At 66.5% G+C, this 16,243-nt stretch carries 16 protein-coding genes; 6 read left to right on the forward strand and 10 right to left on the reverse strand.

The window, feature by feature from the left end:
- Positions 1 to 66 precede the first annotated feature (66 nt).
- Entirely contained in the window at positions 67 to 438 is a 372-nt protein-coding gene (locus tag RS901_RS02825; protein ID WP_316151430.1) for a VOC family protein, read from the forward strand.
- Positions 439 to 460: 22 nt separating this feature from the next.
- Positions 461 to 1,150, forward strand: a complete 690-nt coding sequence (locus RS901_RS02830) for a YafY family protein (RefSeq protein WP_316151431.1) — start codon at positions 461 to 463, stop codon at positions 1,148 to 1,150.
- A 6-nt stretch (positions 1,151 to 1,156) separates the two neighbouring features.
- On the opposite strand, the gene RS901_RS02835 is transcribed toward RS901_RS02830, so the two are convergent.
- From RS901_RS02835 to RS901_RS02845, 3 genes are read right to left on the reverse strand one after another with little or no spacing between them, the layout of a single operon-like run.
- Positions 1,157 to 1,651, reverse strand: a complete 495-nt coding sequence (locus tag RS901_RS02835; protein WP_316151432.1) for a glutathione peroxidase — start codon at positions 1,649 to 1,651, stop codon at positions 1,157 to 1,159.
- 55 nt (positions 1,652 to 1,706) lie between these two features.
- Positions 1,707 to 2,846 carry a PilT/PilU family type 4a pilus ATPase gene (locus tag RS901_RS02840; RefSeq protein WP_013957931.1) on the reverse strand — a complete coding sequence of 380 codons (1,140 nt, stop codon included), beginning with the start codon at positions 2,844 to 2,846 and terminating at the stop codon, positions 1,707 to 1,709.
- Between the two features lie 26 nt (positions 2,847 to 2,872).
- A complete protein-coding gene (locus RS901_RS02845; RefSeq protein ID WP_316151433.1) occupies positions 2,873 to 3,916 on the reverse strand; it encodes a type IV pilus twitching motility protein PilT in 1,044 nt (347 codons plus the stop codon).
- 64 nt (positions 3,917 to 3,980) lie between these two features.
- Between RS901_RS02845 and RS901_RS02850 the strand changes: the two genes are divergently transcribed.
- On the forward strand, positions 3,981 to 4,676 hold the full coding sequence (locus tag RS901_RS02850; protein ID WP_316151434.1) for a YggS family pyridoxal phosphate-dependent enzyme: 696 nt from the start codon (positions 3,981 to 3,983) through the stop codon (positions 4,674 to 4,676).
- Positions 4,677 to 4,722: 46 nt separating this feature from the next.
- Entirely contained in the window at positions 4,723 to 5,559 is an 837-nt protein-coding gene (proC, locus tag RS901_RS02855) for a pyrroline-5-carboxylate reductase (RefSeq protein ID WP_316151435.1), read from the forward strand.
- A gap of 67 nt (positions 5,560 to 5,626) precedes the next feature.
- On the opposite strand, the gene ubiA is transcribed toward proC, so the two are convergent.
- The 7 genes from ubiA to recG all read right to left on the reverse strand — a co-directional run bounded on the left by ubiA (position 5,627) and on the right by recG (position 13,718).
- A complete protein-coding gene (gene ubiA / locus RS901_RS02860; RefSeq protein ID WP_316151436.1) occupies positions 5,627 to 6,484 on the reverse strand; it encodes a 4-hydroxybenzoate octaprenyltransferase in 858 nt (285 codons plus the stop codon).
- The gene (locus tag RS901_RS02865) at positions 6,477 to 7,610 is read right to left on the reverse strand and encodes an RNA-guided endonuclease InsQ/TnpB family protein (protein ID WP_410054166.1); all 1,134 of its coding nucleotides are present in this window, start codon (positions 7,608 to 7,610) and stop codon (positions 6,477 to 6,479) included. Before RS901_RS02865 ends, ubiA begins: the two co-directional genes overlap by 8 nt.
- Positions 7,611 to 7,781: 171 nt before the next feature.
- The gene (locus tag RS901_RS02870) at positions 7,782 to 8,267 is read right to left on the reverse strand and encodes a Dps family protein (RefSeq protein WP_041228123.1); all 486 of its coding nucleotides are present in this window, start codon (positions 8,265 to 8,267) and stop codon (positions 7,782 to 7,784) included.
- A 92-nt stretch (positions 8,268 to 8,359) separates the two neighbouring features.
- Positions 8,360 to 8,557 (reverse strand): hypothetical protein, encoded by a 198-nt coding sequence (locus RS901_RS02875; protein ID WP_316151437.1) that lies wholly within the window; start codon positions 8,555 to 8,557, stop codon positions 8,360 to 8,362.
- A gap of 50 nt (positions 8,558 to 8,607) precedes the next feature.
- Positions 8,608 to 10,050, reverse strand: coding sequence for a catalase (locus tag RS901_RS02880; RefSeq protein ID WP_316151438.1), 1,443 nt, complete (start codon positions 10,048 to 10,050; stop codon positions 8,608 to 8,610).
- 402 nt (positions 10,051 to 10,452) lie between these two features.
- Positions 10,453 to 11,403, reverse strand: coding sequence for a LysR substrate-binding domain-containing protein (locus RS901_RS02885; RefSeq protein WP_316151439.1), 951 nt, complete (start codon positions 11,401 to 11,403; stop codon positions 10,453 to 10,455).
- A 134-nt stretch (positions 11,404 to 11,537) separates the two neighbouring features.
- Positions 11,538 to 13,718, reverse strand: a complete 2,181-nt coding sequence (gene recG, locus RS901_RS02890) for an ATP-dependent DNA helicase RecG (protein ID WP_316151440.1) — start codon at positions 13,716 to 13,718, stop codon at positions 11,538 to 11,540.
- A 221-nt stretch (positions 13,719 to 13,939) separates the two neighbouring features.
- On the opposite strand from recG, the gene queA reads away from it, so the two are divergent.
- On the forward strand, positions 13,940 to 14,998 hold the full coding sequence (gene queA / locus RS901_RS02895) for a tRNA preQ1(34) S-adenosylmethionine ribosyltransferase-isomerase QueA (RefSeq protein ID WP_316151441.1): 1,059 nt from the start codon (positions 13,940 to 13,942) through the stop codon (positions 14,996 to 14,998).
- 17 nt (positions 14,999 to 15,015) lie between these two features.
- Positions 15,016 to 16,146, forward strand: a complete 1,131-nt coding sequence (gene tgt / locus RS901_RS02900; protein ID WP_316151442.1) for a tRNA guanosine(34) transglycosylase Tgt — start codon at positions 15,016 to 15,018, stop codon at positions 16,144 to 16,146.
- Positions 16,147 to 16,243 lie beyond the last annotated feature (97 nt).

Genomic DNA, 16,243 nt, shown 5'->3' on the forward strand with positions numbered 1-16,243 from the left:
TGTCAGCAGCCCCCGCGCATGATGCGAACTCCTCACTCCCCTTCACTTGGAACCAAGGAGTCTGTCATGAGCAATCGTCTGATCAACTGGCTGGAAATCCCCGTCGTCGACATGAACCGCGCGGTCGGCTTCTACGAGCAGGTATTCGACATCCAGCTGCGCCGCGAAACCATGAGCCAGGTCGACATGGCCGTGTTCCCCCACCCCGACCCGGGCGGCGCACTGGTGGCCGGCGACGGCTACCGCCCCAGCAACTACTACGGCGCGGTGCCATACCTGCATGCGCCGGAACTGGATGTGCTGCTGGAGCGCGCCGCGCGCGCCGGCGGCAAGACCGTGTTCGGGCCGCTGCGCCTGCCGGGCGAGATCGGCCGCATCGCCCATATCACCGACAGCGAAGGCAACCGCATCGGGCTGCACGAGCCCGTGGCCGGTTGACCCCGATGGCCAGCCACCCCCGATGAGCCGCCGCGCCGACCGCCTGTTCCAGATCGTGCAGGTGCTGCGCGGCCGCCGCCTGACCACGGCGGCGCTGCTGGCGCAGCGGCTCGGGGTGTCGGAACGCACCGTCTACCGTGATATCCAGGCGCTGTCGCTGTCAGGCGTGCCGGTCGAAGGCGAGGCCGGCATCGGCTACCGGCTGCGCGCGGACTTCGATGTCCCGCCGCTGATGTTCACCGCCATGGAAGTGGAAGCGCTGGTCGCCGGCCTGCGCCTCCTGAAGGCCTGGGGCGGCGGCGCGCTGGCCGCCGCGGCCGATCCCGCGCTGGAAAAACTGATGGCTGCGCTGCCGCCGCCGCGCCGGCTGGCGGCGCAGCAAAGCCGCGTGTTCGCGCCGGAATACGTCAACCAGGCGCATGTGCGCGAGGCCTTCGACGTGGTGCACGGCGCGCTGGGCGAGCAGAAATTGCTGCTGCTCGACTACTGCGACGTGCAGCAGCGCATCACCGAACGCGTGGTGATGCCGCTGGGCCTGTTCTTCTGGGGCAATGCCTGGCTGCTGGCGGCGTGGTGCACCACGCGCACTGACTACCGCAGCTTCCGGCTGGACCGCTGCCGCGCCATCCGCATGCTGGACGACCATTTCCACGAAACGCCCGACCGCTCGCTCAATGGTTTCCTGCGCGCGGTGCGCGCCAGCGGCACCTAGTCCCGCTCAGGCAGCCGGGTCGGACAGCAGCTTCTCGATATCGGCGCGCAGCTCGTCGGGCTTGGTGGTCGGCGCATAGCGCTTGAACACCGTGCCGTCGCGGCGCAGCAGGAACTTGGTGAAGTTCCATTTGATGCCCTGGGTACCGAGCACGCCACGCTTTTCCGTGGTCAGCCACTGGTACAGCGGATGGGCGTCGGCGCCGTTCACGTCGATCTTGGCGAACATCGGGAAGCGCACCGCAAAGCGCGATTCGCAGAACTGGCCGATCTGCTGCGCGTCGCCCGGCTCCTGCTTGCCGAACTGGTTGCACGGGAAGCCCAGCACCTCCAGGCCGCGCCCGTGGTATTCGTCGTAGAGCTTCTGCAGCCCCTCGTATTGCGGCGTGAACCCGCATTCGCTGGCGGTGTTGACGACCAGCATCACCTTGCCCTGGAACTGCGACAGCGGTACCGGCTGGCCGGCCAGCGAGTTGGCTTCGAACTGGTAGACATTGCTCATGGCAGACTCCTCTAGGTAGCCCAAGCATACCGCCATGCGCACCGGCGTGCACGAATCAGATGACGTTGAGATGCTCGGTGCCGGCGCCCAGGTCGGTGTCCTTGGCGCTCGCGCTGTGCAGCTTGATCATCAGGCGCAGGTCGTTGAGCGAGTCGGCGTTGCGCAGCGCGTCCTCGTAGGTGATCTTGCCTTCCTCGTACAGGTCGAACAGCGCCTGGTCGAACGAGACCATGCCCTGCTCGCGCGACTTCTTGATGACTTCCTTGAGCTCGTGGATCTCGCCCTTGAAGATCAGGTCGGCCACCAGCGGCGTGCCGATCATGATCTCCACCGCCGGCACCCGCCCCTTGCGGCCCGCGCGCGGCAGCAGGCGCTGCGAGATCATCGCCTTCAGGTTCAGCGACAGGTCGATCAGCAGCTGCTGGCGCTTTTCCTCGGGGAAGAAGTTGACCACGCGGTCGATCGCCTGGTTGGCATTGTTGGCGTGCAGCGTGGCCAGGCACAGGTGGCCGGTCTCGGCGTACTGCATCGCGTACTCCATGGTTTCGCGGTCGCGGATTTCGCCGATCAGGATCACGTCGGGCGCCTGGCGCAGCGTGTTCTTCAGCGCCACGTGCCAGGACTCGGTGTCGATGCCGACCTCGCGCTGCGTGACGATGCAGTTCTGGTGCGCATGCACGTACTCGATCGGATCCTCGATGGTGATGATATGGCCGTACGAATGCGCGTTGCGGTGATCCAGCATTGCCGCCAGCGTGGTCGACTTGCCCGAGCCGGTGGCGCCGGTCACGATCACCAGCCCGCGCTTGGCCATCACCACCTCATGCAGCGTCGCCGGCAGGTCCAGGTCGGCCACCGAGGGGATGCGCGTATTGATGGTGCGCACCACCATGCCGGCCTTGCCCTGCTGGATAAAGGCCGACACGCGGAAGCGCCCGGCCTTGGGCGCGGTGATCGCGAAATTGCATTCGCGGCTGGTGTCGAAGTCCTGCACCTGGCGCTCGTTCATCACCGAGCGCACCAGGCCCAGCGCCTGGGTCGGGTTCAGCGGCTGCTGCGACACCGGCTTGATCTTGCCGTCGACCTTGATCGCCGGCGGGAAGTCAGAAGTGATGAACAGGTCCGAGCCGCGGTTGCTGACCATCAGTTCCAGCAGGTCGTTGATGTACTTGGCGGCGGATTCGCGATCGAGCATGGCGGTGTCCTGCTAGGGAGCGGGCCTCAGCCCATGAACGCGTCGGGGTTCTTCGCGATGGCGCGCGCGTCGTTGTAGCTGATGACGCTGCGCTTGATCAGGTCAGACAGGCACTGGTCCAGCGTCTGCATGCCCAGCCCGCTGCTGGTCTGCATCATCGAGTACATCTGCGCGATCTTGTTCTCACGGATCAGGTGGCGGATCGCGGGCGTGGCGATCATGATCTCGTGCGCGGCGGTGCGGCCGTTGCCGTCGCGCGTCTTCAGCAGCGTCTGCGAGATCACCGCCTCCAGCGATTCCGACAGCATGGTGCGCACCATGTCCTTCTCTTCGGGCGGAAACACATCGACCACGCGGTCGATGGTCTTGGCCGCGGAACTGGTATGCAGCGTGCCGAAGACCAGGTGGCCGGTCTCGGCCGCGGTCAGCGCCAGGCGGATGGTTTCCAGGTCGCGCAGCTCACCCACCAGGATCACGTCCGGGTCTTCACGCAGTGCCGAGCGCAGCGCGTTGGCAAACGAATGCGTATGCGGCCCCAGCTCACGCTGGTTGATCAGGCTCTTCTTGGAGCTGTGCACGAATTCGATCGGGTCCTCCACCGTGAGGATGTGGCCCATGTCGCTTTCGTTGCGGTGGTCGACCATCGCTGCCAGCGTGGTGGACTTGCCCGAGCCGGTCGGGCCCGTCACCAGCACCAGCCCGCGCGGCTTCATGCACAGGTCAGCAAACACCGCGGGCGCGCGCAGCTCTTCGAGCGTGAGCACCTTGGAGGGAATGGTACGGAACACCGCGGCGGCGCCGCGCTGGGTGCTATAGGCATTGACCCGGAAGCGGGACAGGCCGGCGATCTCGAACGAGAAATCGATTTCGAGGCGTTCTTCGTAGGCCTTGCGCTGGGTGTCGCTCATGATGTCGTACACCATGGCGTGGACATCCTTGTGCGTCATCGAGGCGACGTTGATCCGGCGCATGTCGCCGTGGATCCGCACCATTGGCGGCATGTCCGCGGAGAGATGAAGATCAGACGCCTTGTTCTTGACAGCGAAAGCCAATAGCTGCGCGATGTCCATCTATAATGACCCCACCCTGAGTTATCAGTACTTTGCGTACTTTCTTTTGTATGTTCGCCGGATTATGTCTGTAATTGCCGCCAACTTGCAAGCCGTTCACCAGCGCATCGCGGCGGCCGCACAACAAGCCGGCAGACAGCCCGCGGACATCGCCCTGCTGGCCGTTTCCAAAACTGTTTCCCCTGACCGCATAAGGGCCGCATACGCCGCCGGACAGCTTGCCTTCGGCGAAAACTACGTCCAGGAAGGCGTCGACAAGATCGCCGCGCTGGCCGACCTGCGCCACCGCCTGCAATGGCATTTCATCGGTCCGCTGCAAAGCAACAAGACCCGGCTGGTGGCGGAGCATTTCGACTGGGTGCACGCCGTCGACCGGCTCAGGATCGCCGAGCGGCTGTCGGCCCAGCGCCCGGCCGGCATGGCGGCGCTGCAGGTCTGCATCCAGGTCAATATCAGCGGCGAAGCCAGCAAGAGCGGCGTCGCCCCGGCAGAGGTACCCGTCCTGGCACATGCCGTCGCCGCGCTGCCCGGCCTGCGCCTGCGCGGGCTGATGGCCATCCCCGAGCCTGAGGACGACCCCGCCGCGCAGCGCCGCCCGTTCGCGGCCATGCGCGCCATGCTGCTGGCGCTGCGCGCCGATGGCCTGGACCTCGACACGCTGTCGATGGGCATGTCGGGCGACATGGAAGCCGCCATCGCCGAGGGCGCCAACCTGGTGCGGATCGGCACCGCCATCTTCGGAGCGCGCCAGTACCCGTAGTCCGGCGCGCTCAGTCCATTCCCTTCAAGCCCCCCAACGGATCCCCATGCTCGATACCCTTACCTTTGGCTTTCTCGGCGGCGGCAACATGGCCACCGCACTGATCGGCGGCCTGATCGCCCGCGGCGTGCCGGCCGGCTCGATCCGCGTGGTCGACCCCTTCCCCGAGGCCCAGCAACGCCTGGCGCGCGACCTCGGCGTGCATGCCGCGGGGGCGCCGGATACCGCCTTCGGCGCCAGCGACGTGCTGGTGCTGGCGGTCAAGCCGCAGCAGTTCCGCGACGCCGCGGCGCAGCTGCTGCCGATCCTGCCGGCCGGCGGCAAGGGCAACCTGGTGATCAGCGTGGCCGCCGGCATCCGGCTGCAGGACATGCAGCGCTGGCTGGACGGCCGCACCCGGCTGGTGCGGGCGATGCCGAATACGCCGGCGCTGGCGGGCATGGGCATGACGGGGCTGGCCGCACCGGCCGGGCTGTCGGCCGAAGACCGCGCGATTGCCGGCGCCGTGGCCGGGGCCGTCGGCAAGTGCGTGTGGGTGGATGGGGATGACCAGATCGATGCGGTCACCGCCATTTCGGGCAGCGGGCCGGCCTATGTTTTCTACTTTATCGAGGCGATGGAACGCGCCGCGACGGAGCTGGGCCTGACGGCGGAGCAAGGCCGCGAACTGGCCGTGGAAACCTTCCGCGGCGCGGCTGCCCTGGCGGGTCAGTCGCCTGAGCCGGTGTCGACCTTGCGTGAGCGCGTGACTTCCAAGGGTGGTACCACCTATGCGGCGCTGACGGCAATGGAGGCTTCGGGTATTGGTGATGCCTTTGTGCGCGCGATGCATGCGGCGGCGGCGCGAGGCAAGGAGATGGGGGCGGAGTTCGGGAAGGATTGAGCACTATCTTGCCCGACTGCTTTCTCCCCTCCCGCAAGCGGGAGGGGAGCAAACCGGCAGGATTTAATCAGCGGATCGCATAAGCCACCGCCGTCCCCGCAAATACACAGGCCCCCAGCCAGTTGTTATGCCGGAACGCCGCAAAACACCGCATCCGGTCCCGATCGCGAATCAGCGTGTAGTGATACCCGGCGCAACCCGCAGCCGCCACCAGCCCCACCCAGTAAGGCCACCCCAGCCCGAGCAACACTCCCACCCAGGCCATCAGCGCCAAGAACACGGCATAGCAGATCATGATCGCCGCCACGTCAAAGCGGCCAAAGGTAATGGCAGAAGTCTTCATGCCAAGCAACAGGTCGTCGTCACGATCCACCATCGCATACGCCGTGTCATACGCCACCGCCCAGAACACATTGGCCAGCAGCATCATCCACGCCACCGGCGGCACCTGGTCCTGGATCGCGGCAAAGGCCATCGGGATGCCAAAGCCGAAGGCGATGCCAAGATAAGCTTGGGGAATCGCAAAGAAGCGCTTGAAGAACGGGTACGTACCCGCGACCACCGCCGCCACGACCGCCAGCCATTTGGTCAGTGCATTGAGCGGCAGCACCAGCGCAAAGGCCACCAGCGCCAGCACGGCGGCCACGGCCAGCGCTTCCCACGCGGCGATCTTGCCCGCGGTCAGCGGCCGCTCCCTGGTGCGCTTGACGTGCTTGTCGAAGTCGCGGTCGGCCCAGTCGTTGATGGCGCAGCCAGCCGAGCGCATCAGGAAGGTGCCCGCCACGAAGATCCAGAACAGCCCCCATGCCGGCGGCCCGCCTGCGGCCATCCACATGGCCCACAGCGTCGGCCACAGCAGCAGCAGTGTGCCGATCGGCTTGTCGATGCGCACCAGGCGCGCGTAGAGGGAAAGGCGTTCAAGCATGGGAGTGGGGGGCAACGGCGAGAGGGTCTGCACAGCGCGGATCCGGGAAGGAGGATTCATTGACATCCTCCGCTCCCTGAAGGGAGGGGATTCCCTCTGCAGGCGATCGATGTCCCGATCGGGCAAGGATATTTAGCGCAGCGTTCACATCGCGATCATGTACAGCACCGCATTCACTGCATACCCACTGCCTTATTCCAAGGTCTGCGATACCTTTCGGCCTCTCCGGCGGCATCGCGTCGCACGAAGAGCAAACCTGGGTGGTGAAACGTTCGTCGACTTCCTCGTACCACGCGCCATGCGCAATCGCCTTGTACGCGAGCATTGTGCGGAAGGACGACCAGCCCGCATCGAGGACGGACTTCGCCATGCTGGTCCTGGCGAGGCCGGCGGCATTCACATTACCCACCGCAATGTAGTCAAAGTCCCGCACGATGCGATGCGAGAGCTTGTGCAGAAAGTCGCGCCGCGCATTGGCGATGCGCGCATGGAGGTTCGTCGCCTGTCGCTTCTTGCGCGCCCGCTGCGCCTTGGCAAGGGCTTGCTCGAGTTGGCCATGGTGGCGCGGATTCCCGATCTTCTCGCCGGTGGAGAGCGTGGCAAGGTCCTTCAAGCCGAGATCGATGCCGACGCCGCGTGCCGGGGACCGGGCCTGGGTGTCGGCAACTTCAATCACGATGTTCAGGAACCAGTTGCCTCGCGCGTCGCGGGAGAAATTCGTGCCGTCCTTGATCTTGCCCTCGGGAAGGGGGCGGGAGTTGAACACGCGAAACGTGTTGCCGGCAAAGCGGAATGCGTCGCCCGAGCGCTTGAGATCCCGCCCCTTGAGCGGCACCCAGCCGAGGGACCTGCGGCCGCGATAGCGCAGGTACGGCCGGCGATGCTGGCTACGCGACTTGGCGTACTGCTCGCAAACCGCGTTGACGGTGCCGGAATGGATACGGAGTTCCTTGCTGCTGCCGGTGGTCAACACGTTCAGATCGAAACCTGTGGGCCATTTCTTGCCCCATTTCAGCGCGTGCTTCTGTGTGTCATTGCAGAAGTTCCAGACGTAGTTCACCGCGCGGCTCTGCTGATTGAGCAGGCCGTTCAGCGACTTTACCCGGTAGCGATAGACGAGAAGCATGCCGGTCATTCTAAATTGGGATTGCTTGCTGCCGGCAGCACTCCTTTCACTCCCCGCCCTGAAGGTCGGGGTTTCTCGGAGCAAGTCTGATGAAAACGCGCCGCAGCCCGGACGGTTGCGACGCGCAGTGCCGGCCGCCGCAGAAGGACAGCCGAAGGTGACCGGCAGGCCTCAGGCCAGCATCGCGCGCAGCATCCACGCGGTCTTTTCATGCGTCTGCATGCGCTGGGTCAGCAGGTCGGCCGACGGCTCGTCGCCGGCGGCGTCGATCACCGGGAAGAGCGAGCGCGCGGTGCGCACCACGGCTTCCTGGCCTTCGACCAGCTTGCGGATCATGTCGGTGGCCTCGGGCACGCCCTCTTCCTCCGCGATCGACGACAGGCGGGCGTATTCCTTGTAGGTGCCCGGTGCCGGGTAGCCCAGCGCGCGGATACGCTCGGCGATCGAGTCCACGGCGAGCGCCAGCTCGGTGTACTGGGTCTCGAACATCAGATGCAGCGTATTGAACATGGGACCCGTCACGTTCCAGTGGAAGTTATGGGTCTTGAGGTAGAGGGTGTAGGTGTCCGCCAGCAGCTTGGACAGGCCTTCCGCGATCTTCTTGCGGTCCTTGTCGGAAATACCGATATTCACGCTCATCTCATTCTTCTTTGCCATGGTAGGTACGCTCCGTTCTGGTAAAGCCACGAGGGGCACCGCCGGGCTTGCCGTGTTTTGGGGCCGGGCGGCGCAGTACCCGCATTATTGCATTAGCCGGCAATCCCGGCCAAACCCCGGGCCACTTCGCTGAACATCACGGCCGCGCCGAGCACGATCACGGCGGCGCCGACTTCCTTGCGCCACAGCTTGTGGCGCAGCCGCGCGGCATCGGCGCGTCCGGGCTGGTCGTGCCCGTCGTGCCACAGCTGCCGCCACTCGTCGATAAACAAACGGATCATCGCCATCATCGTTCTCCGCGGCGCGGCAGCCCGCCAGGGGCGCCGCGCCAGGCTGCCGCTTACTTCAGGTTGAGCGCGCGCTTCACGCCCTCGCCGTAGGCCGGGTCGGCCTTGGTGAAGTGCTCCAGCTGCACGCGCACGATCGCCTCAGGCACGCCCTGCATGGCCGCCGCGATATTGGCGAACAGGCGCTGGCGCTGGCCCTCGTCGAACAGGTGGAACAGCGCGCCGGGCTGGCTGTAGTAGTCCGGGTCGACGCGGTGGTCCCAGTGGTCGGCGGCGCCATCCAGTGCCAGCGGCGGCTCGATCGCGCGCTCGCTGGCGGCGTAGGCGCTTTCGCGGTTGGGCTCGTAGTTGAGCTTGCTGCCCTGATTGCCGTCCACGCGCATCGCGCCGTCACGGTGGAAGCTGTTGTGGAACGGGCATTTCGGCGCGTTCACCGGGATCTGGTTGTGGTTGATCCCCAGGCGGTAGCGCTGCGTGTCGCCGTACGAGAACAGCCGTCCCTGCAGCATCTTGTCGGGCGAGAAGCCGATGCCCGGCACGATATTGGCCGGATTCATCGCCACCTGCTCGACCTCGGCAAAGTAGTTGCCCGGGTTGCGGTTCAGCTCCAGCACGCCCACGTCGATCAGCGGGTAGTCCTTGTGCGGCCAGACCTTGGTCAGGTCGAACGGATTGATGTGGTACTTGGCCGCATCTGCCTCCGGCATGATCTGCACGCGCAGGTTCCAGCGCGGGAAATTGCCGGTCTCGATGTTCTCGAACAGGTCGCGCTGCGCGCTCTCGCGGTCGTTGGCGACCACCCTGGCCGCTTCCTCATTGGTCCAGTTGGCAATGCCCTGCTGCGACTTGAAGTGGAACTTGACCCAGAAGCGCTCGTTGCTGGCGTTGATGAACGAGTACGTATGCGAGCCAAAGCCGTGGATCTGGCGGTAGTTCTGCGGCAGGCCGCGGTCGCTCATCAGGATGGTGACCTGGTGCAGCGATTCCGGATGGCGCGACCAGAAGTCCCACACCGCGATCGGGTCGCGCAGGTTGGTGCGCGGGTTGCGCTTCTGCGTGTGGATAAAGTCCGGGAACTTGAGCGGATCGCGCACGAAGAACACGGGGGTGTTGTTGCCGACCACGTCCCAGTTGCCTTCGTCGGTGTAGAACTTGATCGAGAAGCCGCGCACGTCGCGCTCGGCATCGGCCGCGCCGCGCTCGCCGGCCACGGTCGAGAAGCGGATGAACAGCGGCGTTTCCTTGCCAACCTGGGCAAAGACCGAAGCCTTGGTGTACCTGGTGATGTCGTGGGTGATCCTGAGCGTACCATAGGCACCGGAGCCCTTGGCATGCACGCGCCGCTCGGGGATGACCTCGCGGTCGAAGTGGGCCAGCTTTTCGAGGAACCAGACGTCCTGCAGCAGCATCGGGCCGCGCGGGCCCGCCGTCTGCGAGTTCTGGTTATCGGCGACGGGTGCGCCGGCGGCGGTGGTAAGGGTGTCCTTCTTGCTCATCTTTTCCTCTTGGTGGGTAGGCTGAAAGGGATCGCCGCGTCAGAGCGCGGCGGCATAGCAGGCAAGGCAATCGAGCAGGCAGCGCCCCATGCGGAGGGGAAACGGGCGCTTGTTGGTTGTTGTTGGAGAGAACTGAGCGCTGGTGCTCATCATCGGATCCTGTCTCAGGTCGATGCCATCTGCACCGACAGGAGTCAGCCTATCAACCATCTATCGAATTGAGAATTCAATTATTTGTACCTATGTATTAGGTCAAATCTATCGGGTATTTCTGCAACTTATCGCAGCGGAAAATGACCGCCCGAAGACAGGTTGCCCCGTGGCGGGGCCAGAAAAGACAACGGCCGCAGCGGAATCTCCGGTGCGGCCGTGGGAAGTGCCGGTACTGCGGCGGTAAGACAATCAGGCCGCTTCGGCCAGCTCCTTGGCGTCCAGCTTGCGCACGCCGGCCAGATCGCACGCGGCCACGGCATTGGCCAGCGCTTCCATGGCCGGCAGGCGGGTGAAGCTCTTGCGCCAGGCCAGCACCACGCGCCGGTCGGGCACCGGATCGGCAAACGGCACATAGGACAGCATGTCGCCCTTGGCCTTCAGGTCGGGCACCGAGGTGCGCGGCAGCACGGTGATGCCAACCCCGCTGGCCACCATATGGCGGATGGTTTCCAGCGACGAGCCCTCGAAGGTCTTCTGGATGCCGTCGGCCGCCTGCGAGAAGCGCGACAGCTCCGGGCACACGCCCAGCACATGGTCGCGGAAGCAGTGGCCGCTGCCCAGCAGCAGCATGGTCTGCTGCTTCAGCTCATCGGGGTCGATGGAATGCGCCTGCGCCAGCTGGTGGCCGCGCGGCACGGCGACGACAAAGGGTTCGTCGTAGAGCGGGCGCACGGTCAGGCCCGAATCCGCGAACGGCTCGGCCATCACCGCGCAGTCGATCTCACCCTGCTTGAGCAGCTCGATCAGCTTGTGGGTGTAGTTCTCCTGCAGCATCAGCGGCATCTGCGGCACGGTCTCGATCATCTGCTTGACCAGGGACGGCAGCAGGTACGGCCCGATGGTGTAGATCACGCCCACGCGCAGCGGGCCCGCCAGCGGGTCCTTGCCCTGCTTGGCGATTTCGCGGATGGCCATGGTCTGTTCAAGCACGCGCTGGGCCTGCGCCACGATCTGCTCGCCGACCGAAGTCACCGACACCTCGGAGGTGCCGCGCTCGAAAATCTGCACGTTGAGTTCGTCTTCCAGCTTCTTGATCGCGACCGACAGCGTCGGCTGCGACACGAAGCAGGCTTCGGCGGCCCGGCCGAAATGGCGCTCTCGCGCCACGGCGACGATGTACTTGAGTTCGGTGAGCGTCATGACTTATCAATTTGCGGTAGGCGATAGATTTTACCTTCGATTGCCACTTCTGTCAGAGCTCCAGTCCGAATTGCCCGCAGCGGACTTAGGGGTGCGCTGGATGACGCACATCCCGTCGTAAAAGCAGCCCGCGATCAAGCCTTGAGGTAGTGCTCGCGCCCGCCCAGCCAGCGCGACAGGTGCGCTTCCACCGCTTCCGGGTAGCGCGCCAGCATCAGTTCGGCCGCCTCCTGCGCGTATTCGACCAGCCACGCATCGGTCTGCAGGTCGGCAAAGCGCAACATGGCCTCGCCGGACTGGCGCGCGCCCAGGAACTCGCCGGGGCCGCGGATCTCCAGGTCGCGCCGGGCGATCTCGAAGCCGTCGGTGGTTTCGCGCATGGTCGCCAGGCGCTCGCGCGCGGTCGGCGACAGCGGCGCCTGGTACATCAGCAGGCACACCGATTCGGCGCTGCCCCGCCCCACCCGCCCGCGCAGCTGGTGCAACTGGGCCAGGCCAAAGCGCTCGGCGTGCTCGATCACCATCAGCGAGGCATTGGGCACGTCCACGCCCACTTCGATCACGGTGGTGGCCACCAGCACCTGCATGCGGTTGGCGCTGAAGTCGTCCATCACGGCGGCCTTCTCGGCCGGCGGCAGGCGCCCGTGCACCAGGCCCACGCGCAGGTCCGGCAGTGCGGCCACCAGCGTTTCATAGGTCTCCACCGCGGTCTGCAGCTGCAGCGCCTCGCTTTCCTCGATCAGCGGGCAGACCCAGTAGACCTGGCGGCCTTCGGCGGCGGCGTGATGAATGCGTCCGATCACTTCATCGCGCCGCTCGTCGTTGACCAGGCGCGTGACGATGGGGGTGCGGCCCGGCGGCAATTCATCGATCACCGACACATCGAGGTCGGCGTAGTAAGTCATGGCGAGCGTGCGCGGGATCGGCGTGGCCGACATCATCAGCTGGTGCGGCACGGCGTCGACCGCGGGCACCGTAGCATCGGCGGCACCGGCCTTGCCGCGCAGCGCCAGCCGCTGCGCCACGCCGAAGCGGTGCTGCTCGTCGACCACCGACAGCCCCAGTTTGGCAAAGCGCACGGTGTCCTGGATCAGCGCGTGGGTGCCGATCACCAGCTGCGCCTGGCCCGATTCCACGCGCGCCACGGCCTCGCGCTTGTCGCGTGCCTTCTGGCTGCCGGCCAGCCACGCCACCGGCACGCCCAGCGGCTCCAGCCATGCGGACAGCTTGCGGTAGTGCTGCTCGGCCAGGATTTCGGTGGGCGCCATCAGCGCGGCCTGGTAGCCGGCATCGATCGCCTGGCAGGCGGCCAGCGCGGCAACGATGGTCTTGCCGCTGCCCACGTCGCCCTGCAGCAGCCGGTGCATCGGGTGCGGGCGCGTCATGTCGGCAGCGATTTCTTCCACCACGCGCTGCTGCGCCCCGGTCAGTCGGAACGGCAACGCAGCCAGGAAGCGCGTCAGCAGGCCGCCCTCGCGGCGCGGCATGGTCGGCGCGGTCTTTTCGCGCCGCGCCGCGTGCGCGCGCCGCAGCGAGATCTGCTGCGCCAGCAGTTCGTCGAACTTGATGCGCTGCCAGGCCGGGTGCGAGCGGTCGGCCAGCGCGGCCTCGCTCTCCTGCGGCGGGGGCGCGTGCAGCAGCCGCAGGCAGTCGGCCAGCGGGCGCAGGTGCAGGCGTGCCAGCGGCCCCTCCAGCACCGCCTGCGGCAGCGTCTCGGGCATGGGCGTGCGCGACAGCGTGCCGCCGATGGCCTTGCGCAGATAGGCCTGCGGGATGCCGGCGGTGGACGGATACACCGGCGTCAGGCGGTCGGGCAGCGCTTCGCCGGGCACCACCGGGCGCACCGTCGGGTGGACCATCTCGGCGCCGAAGAAGCCGCCGCGCACCTCGCCGCGCACGCGCAGGCGCACGCCTTCGGCCATCTGCTTGGCCTGGTTGCCGTAGAAGTTCAGGAAGCGCAGCGTCAGCTCGCCGCTGTCGTCGGCAATCTTGACCACCAGCTGGCGGCGCGGCCGGAGCGTGACTTCGTTGGAGATGACCTCGCCTTCCACCTGCGCCGGCAGCCCGAGCCCGGCGCGGTGGATGGCCTCGGCGATCGGCGCCAGCGTGGTCTCGTCCTCATAGCGCATCGGCAGGTGCAGCACCAGGTCGACGGGACGGCGCAGGCCGAGCTTGGCCAGGCGCGCGGCCGCGGAAGACGTGCCGGAGGCGGCGGCCTTGCCCCTGGCTTCGCCGGCCTTGCCGCGCGCGGGCGCCGTCGTTTCCTTGGCGGCGTCGGCGGGATCGTGGATCGGTTCAGCGGCGGTTCCGGGCATCGGCGAAAAATTTGGCAGCGGTCGCTCTCATGCTGCGGGGTTGGCTGGCGCGGCGCCGGCGAATAGCCGGTATCACACCCGGCCCGGCGGCAAGCGCGCCCGTGGCCTTACAATATCGGATTCGCCGATTGTACCCATGCCGGCTGCCACCACGGGCAGCGGAGTGCCGTTTTGTGCCCCACTCCGGCCTGCATGGGATCGCGCAGCCCGCCGCTCCCACGATGTTGACGCTTTCCGATTTCGATTTCCCGCTGCCGCCAGAACTGATTGCCCAGAGCGCGCTGCCCGACCGCAGCGCGAGCCGGCTGCTGGTGGTCGAACGGCTGGCCCCCGCCGACACCGCCGACGCTGTGCGCATGGTCGACCGCGCCTTCAGCGACATCGTCGACTACCTGCGTCCCGACGACCTGCTGGTCTTCAACGACACCCGCGTTATCAAGGCGCGCTTCTTTGGCCACAAGCCCAGCGGCGGCAAGATCGAGGTGCTGGTCGAGCGCGTGGTCGATACCCACACCGTGCTGGCCCAGGTGCGCGCCTCCAAGACCCCGGCCGAGGGCAGCATGCTGCATCTGGCCGACGACGCCTTTGCCGTCACCGTGGGCCCGCGCGTGGACCAGTTCTTCACACTGCGCTTCCCCGAGCCGGCGCTGGATCTGATCGAGCGCTACGGCCGCCTGCCGCTGCCGCCGTATATCACGCATGACCCGGACGCCTACGACGAAACCCGCTACCAGACCGTCTACGCGCGCAGCCCGGGCGCAGTGGCCGCGCCCACCGCGGGCCTGCATTTCGACGACGCGCTGTTCGCGCGCCTCGATGCCGCCGGCGTGCGGCGCGCCTTCCTGACGCTGCACGTTGGCGCCGGCACCTTCCAGCCGGTGCGCACCGAGAACCTGGCCGAGCACAAGATGCACTCGGAGTGGTACGCCGTCTCCGCAGACCTGGCCCAGGCCGTGCGCGACACCCGCGCGCGCGGTGGCCGCGTGATCGCGGTCGGCACCACCTCGCTGCGCGCGCTGGAATCGGCCGCGCAGGCCGACGGCACGCTCGCCGCCGGCAGTGGCGACACCGATATCTTCATCACGCCCGGCTACCGCTTCCGCCTGGTCGATGCCCTGATCACCAACTTCCACCTGCCCAAGTCGACACTGCTGATGCTGGTGTCGGCACTGGCCGGCGTGGAAGCCATCCGCGCCGCCTACCGCCATGCGGTCGAGCAGCGCTACCGCTTTTTCAGCTACGGCGACGCCATGCTGCTGACCCGCCAGCCCGGCGCCTGAATCCAGAATCACTAGCCATGCTCAACTTCGAACTCATCACCACCGACGGCAACGCCCGCCGCGGCCGCGTCACGCTGAACCACGGCGTGGTCGAAACGCCGATCTTCATGCCAGTGGGCACCTATGGCTCGGTCAAGGCGATGTCGCCGCTGGAGCTCAATGAAATCGACGCGCAGATCATCCTGGGCAACACCTTCCACCTGTGGCTGCGCCCCGGGCTGGACGTGGTCAACGCCCACGAGGGCCTGCACCGCTTTATCGGCTGGGACAAGCCGATCCTGACTGATTCCGGTGGTTTCCAGGTGTTTTCGCTCGGTGATCTGCGCAAGATCACCGAAGATGGCGTCACGTTCGCATCCCCGGTCAATGGCGACAAGCTCTTCTTGTCGCCCGAGATCTCGATGCAGATCCAGCGCACGCTGAATTCGGACATCGTCATGCAGTTCGACGAATGCACGCCGTACGAGATCGACGGCCGCCCCGCCACGCATGAAGAGGCCGCCAAGTCGATGCGCATGAGCCTGCGCTGGGCCAAGCGCTCGCGCGACGAGTTCGAGCGCCTGGCCAACCCCAACGCGCTGTTCGGCATCGTCCAGGGCGGCATGTACGAGGACCTGCGCGACGAATCGCTGGCCGGCCTGTCCGAGATGGACTTCCACGGCTTCGCCATCGGCGGGCTGTCGGTGGGCGAGCCCAAGGAAGACATGATGCGCGTGCTCGAGCACGTGGCACCGCGCCTGCCGGCCAACAAGCCGCACTACCTGATGGGCGTGGGCACGCCCGAGGACCTGGTCGCAGGCGTCGCCGCCGGGGTCGATATGTTCGACTGCGTGATGCCCACCCGCAACGCGCGCAACGGCTGGCTCTTCACCCGCTTCGGCGACGTCAAGATCAAGAACGCGGCGCACCGCAACGACCCGCGCCCGCTCGATGAAAGCTGCGCCTGCTACACCTGCCGCAACTTCTCGCGCGCCTACCTGCACCACCTGCACCGCGTGGGCGAGATCCTGGGCGCGCGCCTCAATACCATCCACAACCTGCACTACTACCTGCAACTGATGCGCGAGATGCGCGAAGCCATCGAGCACCACCGCTTTGCCGACTTCCGCCGCCAGTTTGCGGCCGACCGCGCGCGCGGCACGCAGTGACAAAGCCGGGTGGCGCGAACTTTTGCGCTGCCGGCGGTCGAATAGCCGGGTCATCCCGGAGCGGCCCGCGATCCGTAGCACCCGGCCGTGCCGACCC

Source organism: Cupriavidus sp. BIC8F (assembly GCF_032465815.1).
Classification (GTDB): Bacteria; Pseudomonadota; Gammaproteobacteria; order Burkholderiales; family Burkholderiaceae; genus Cupriavidus; species Cupriavidus necator.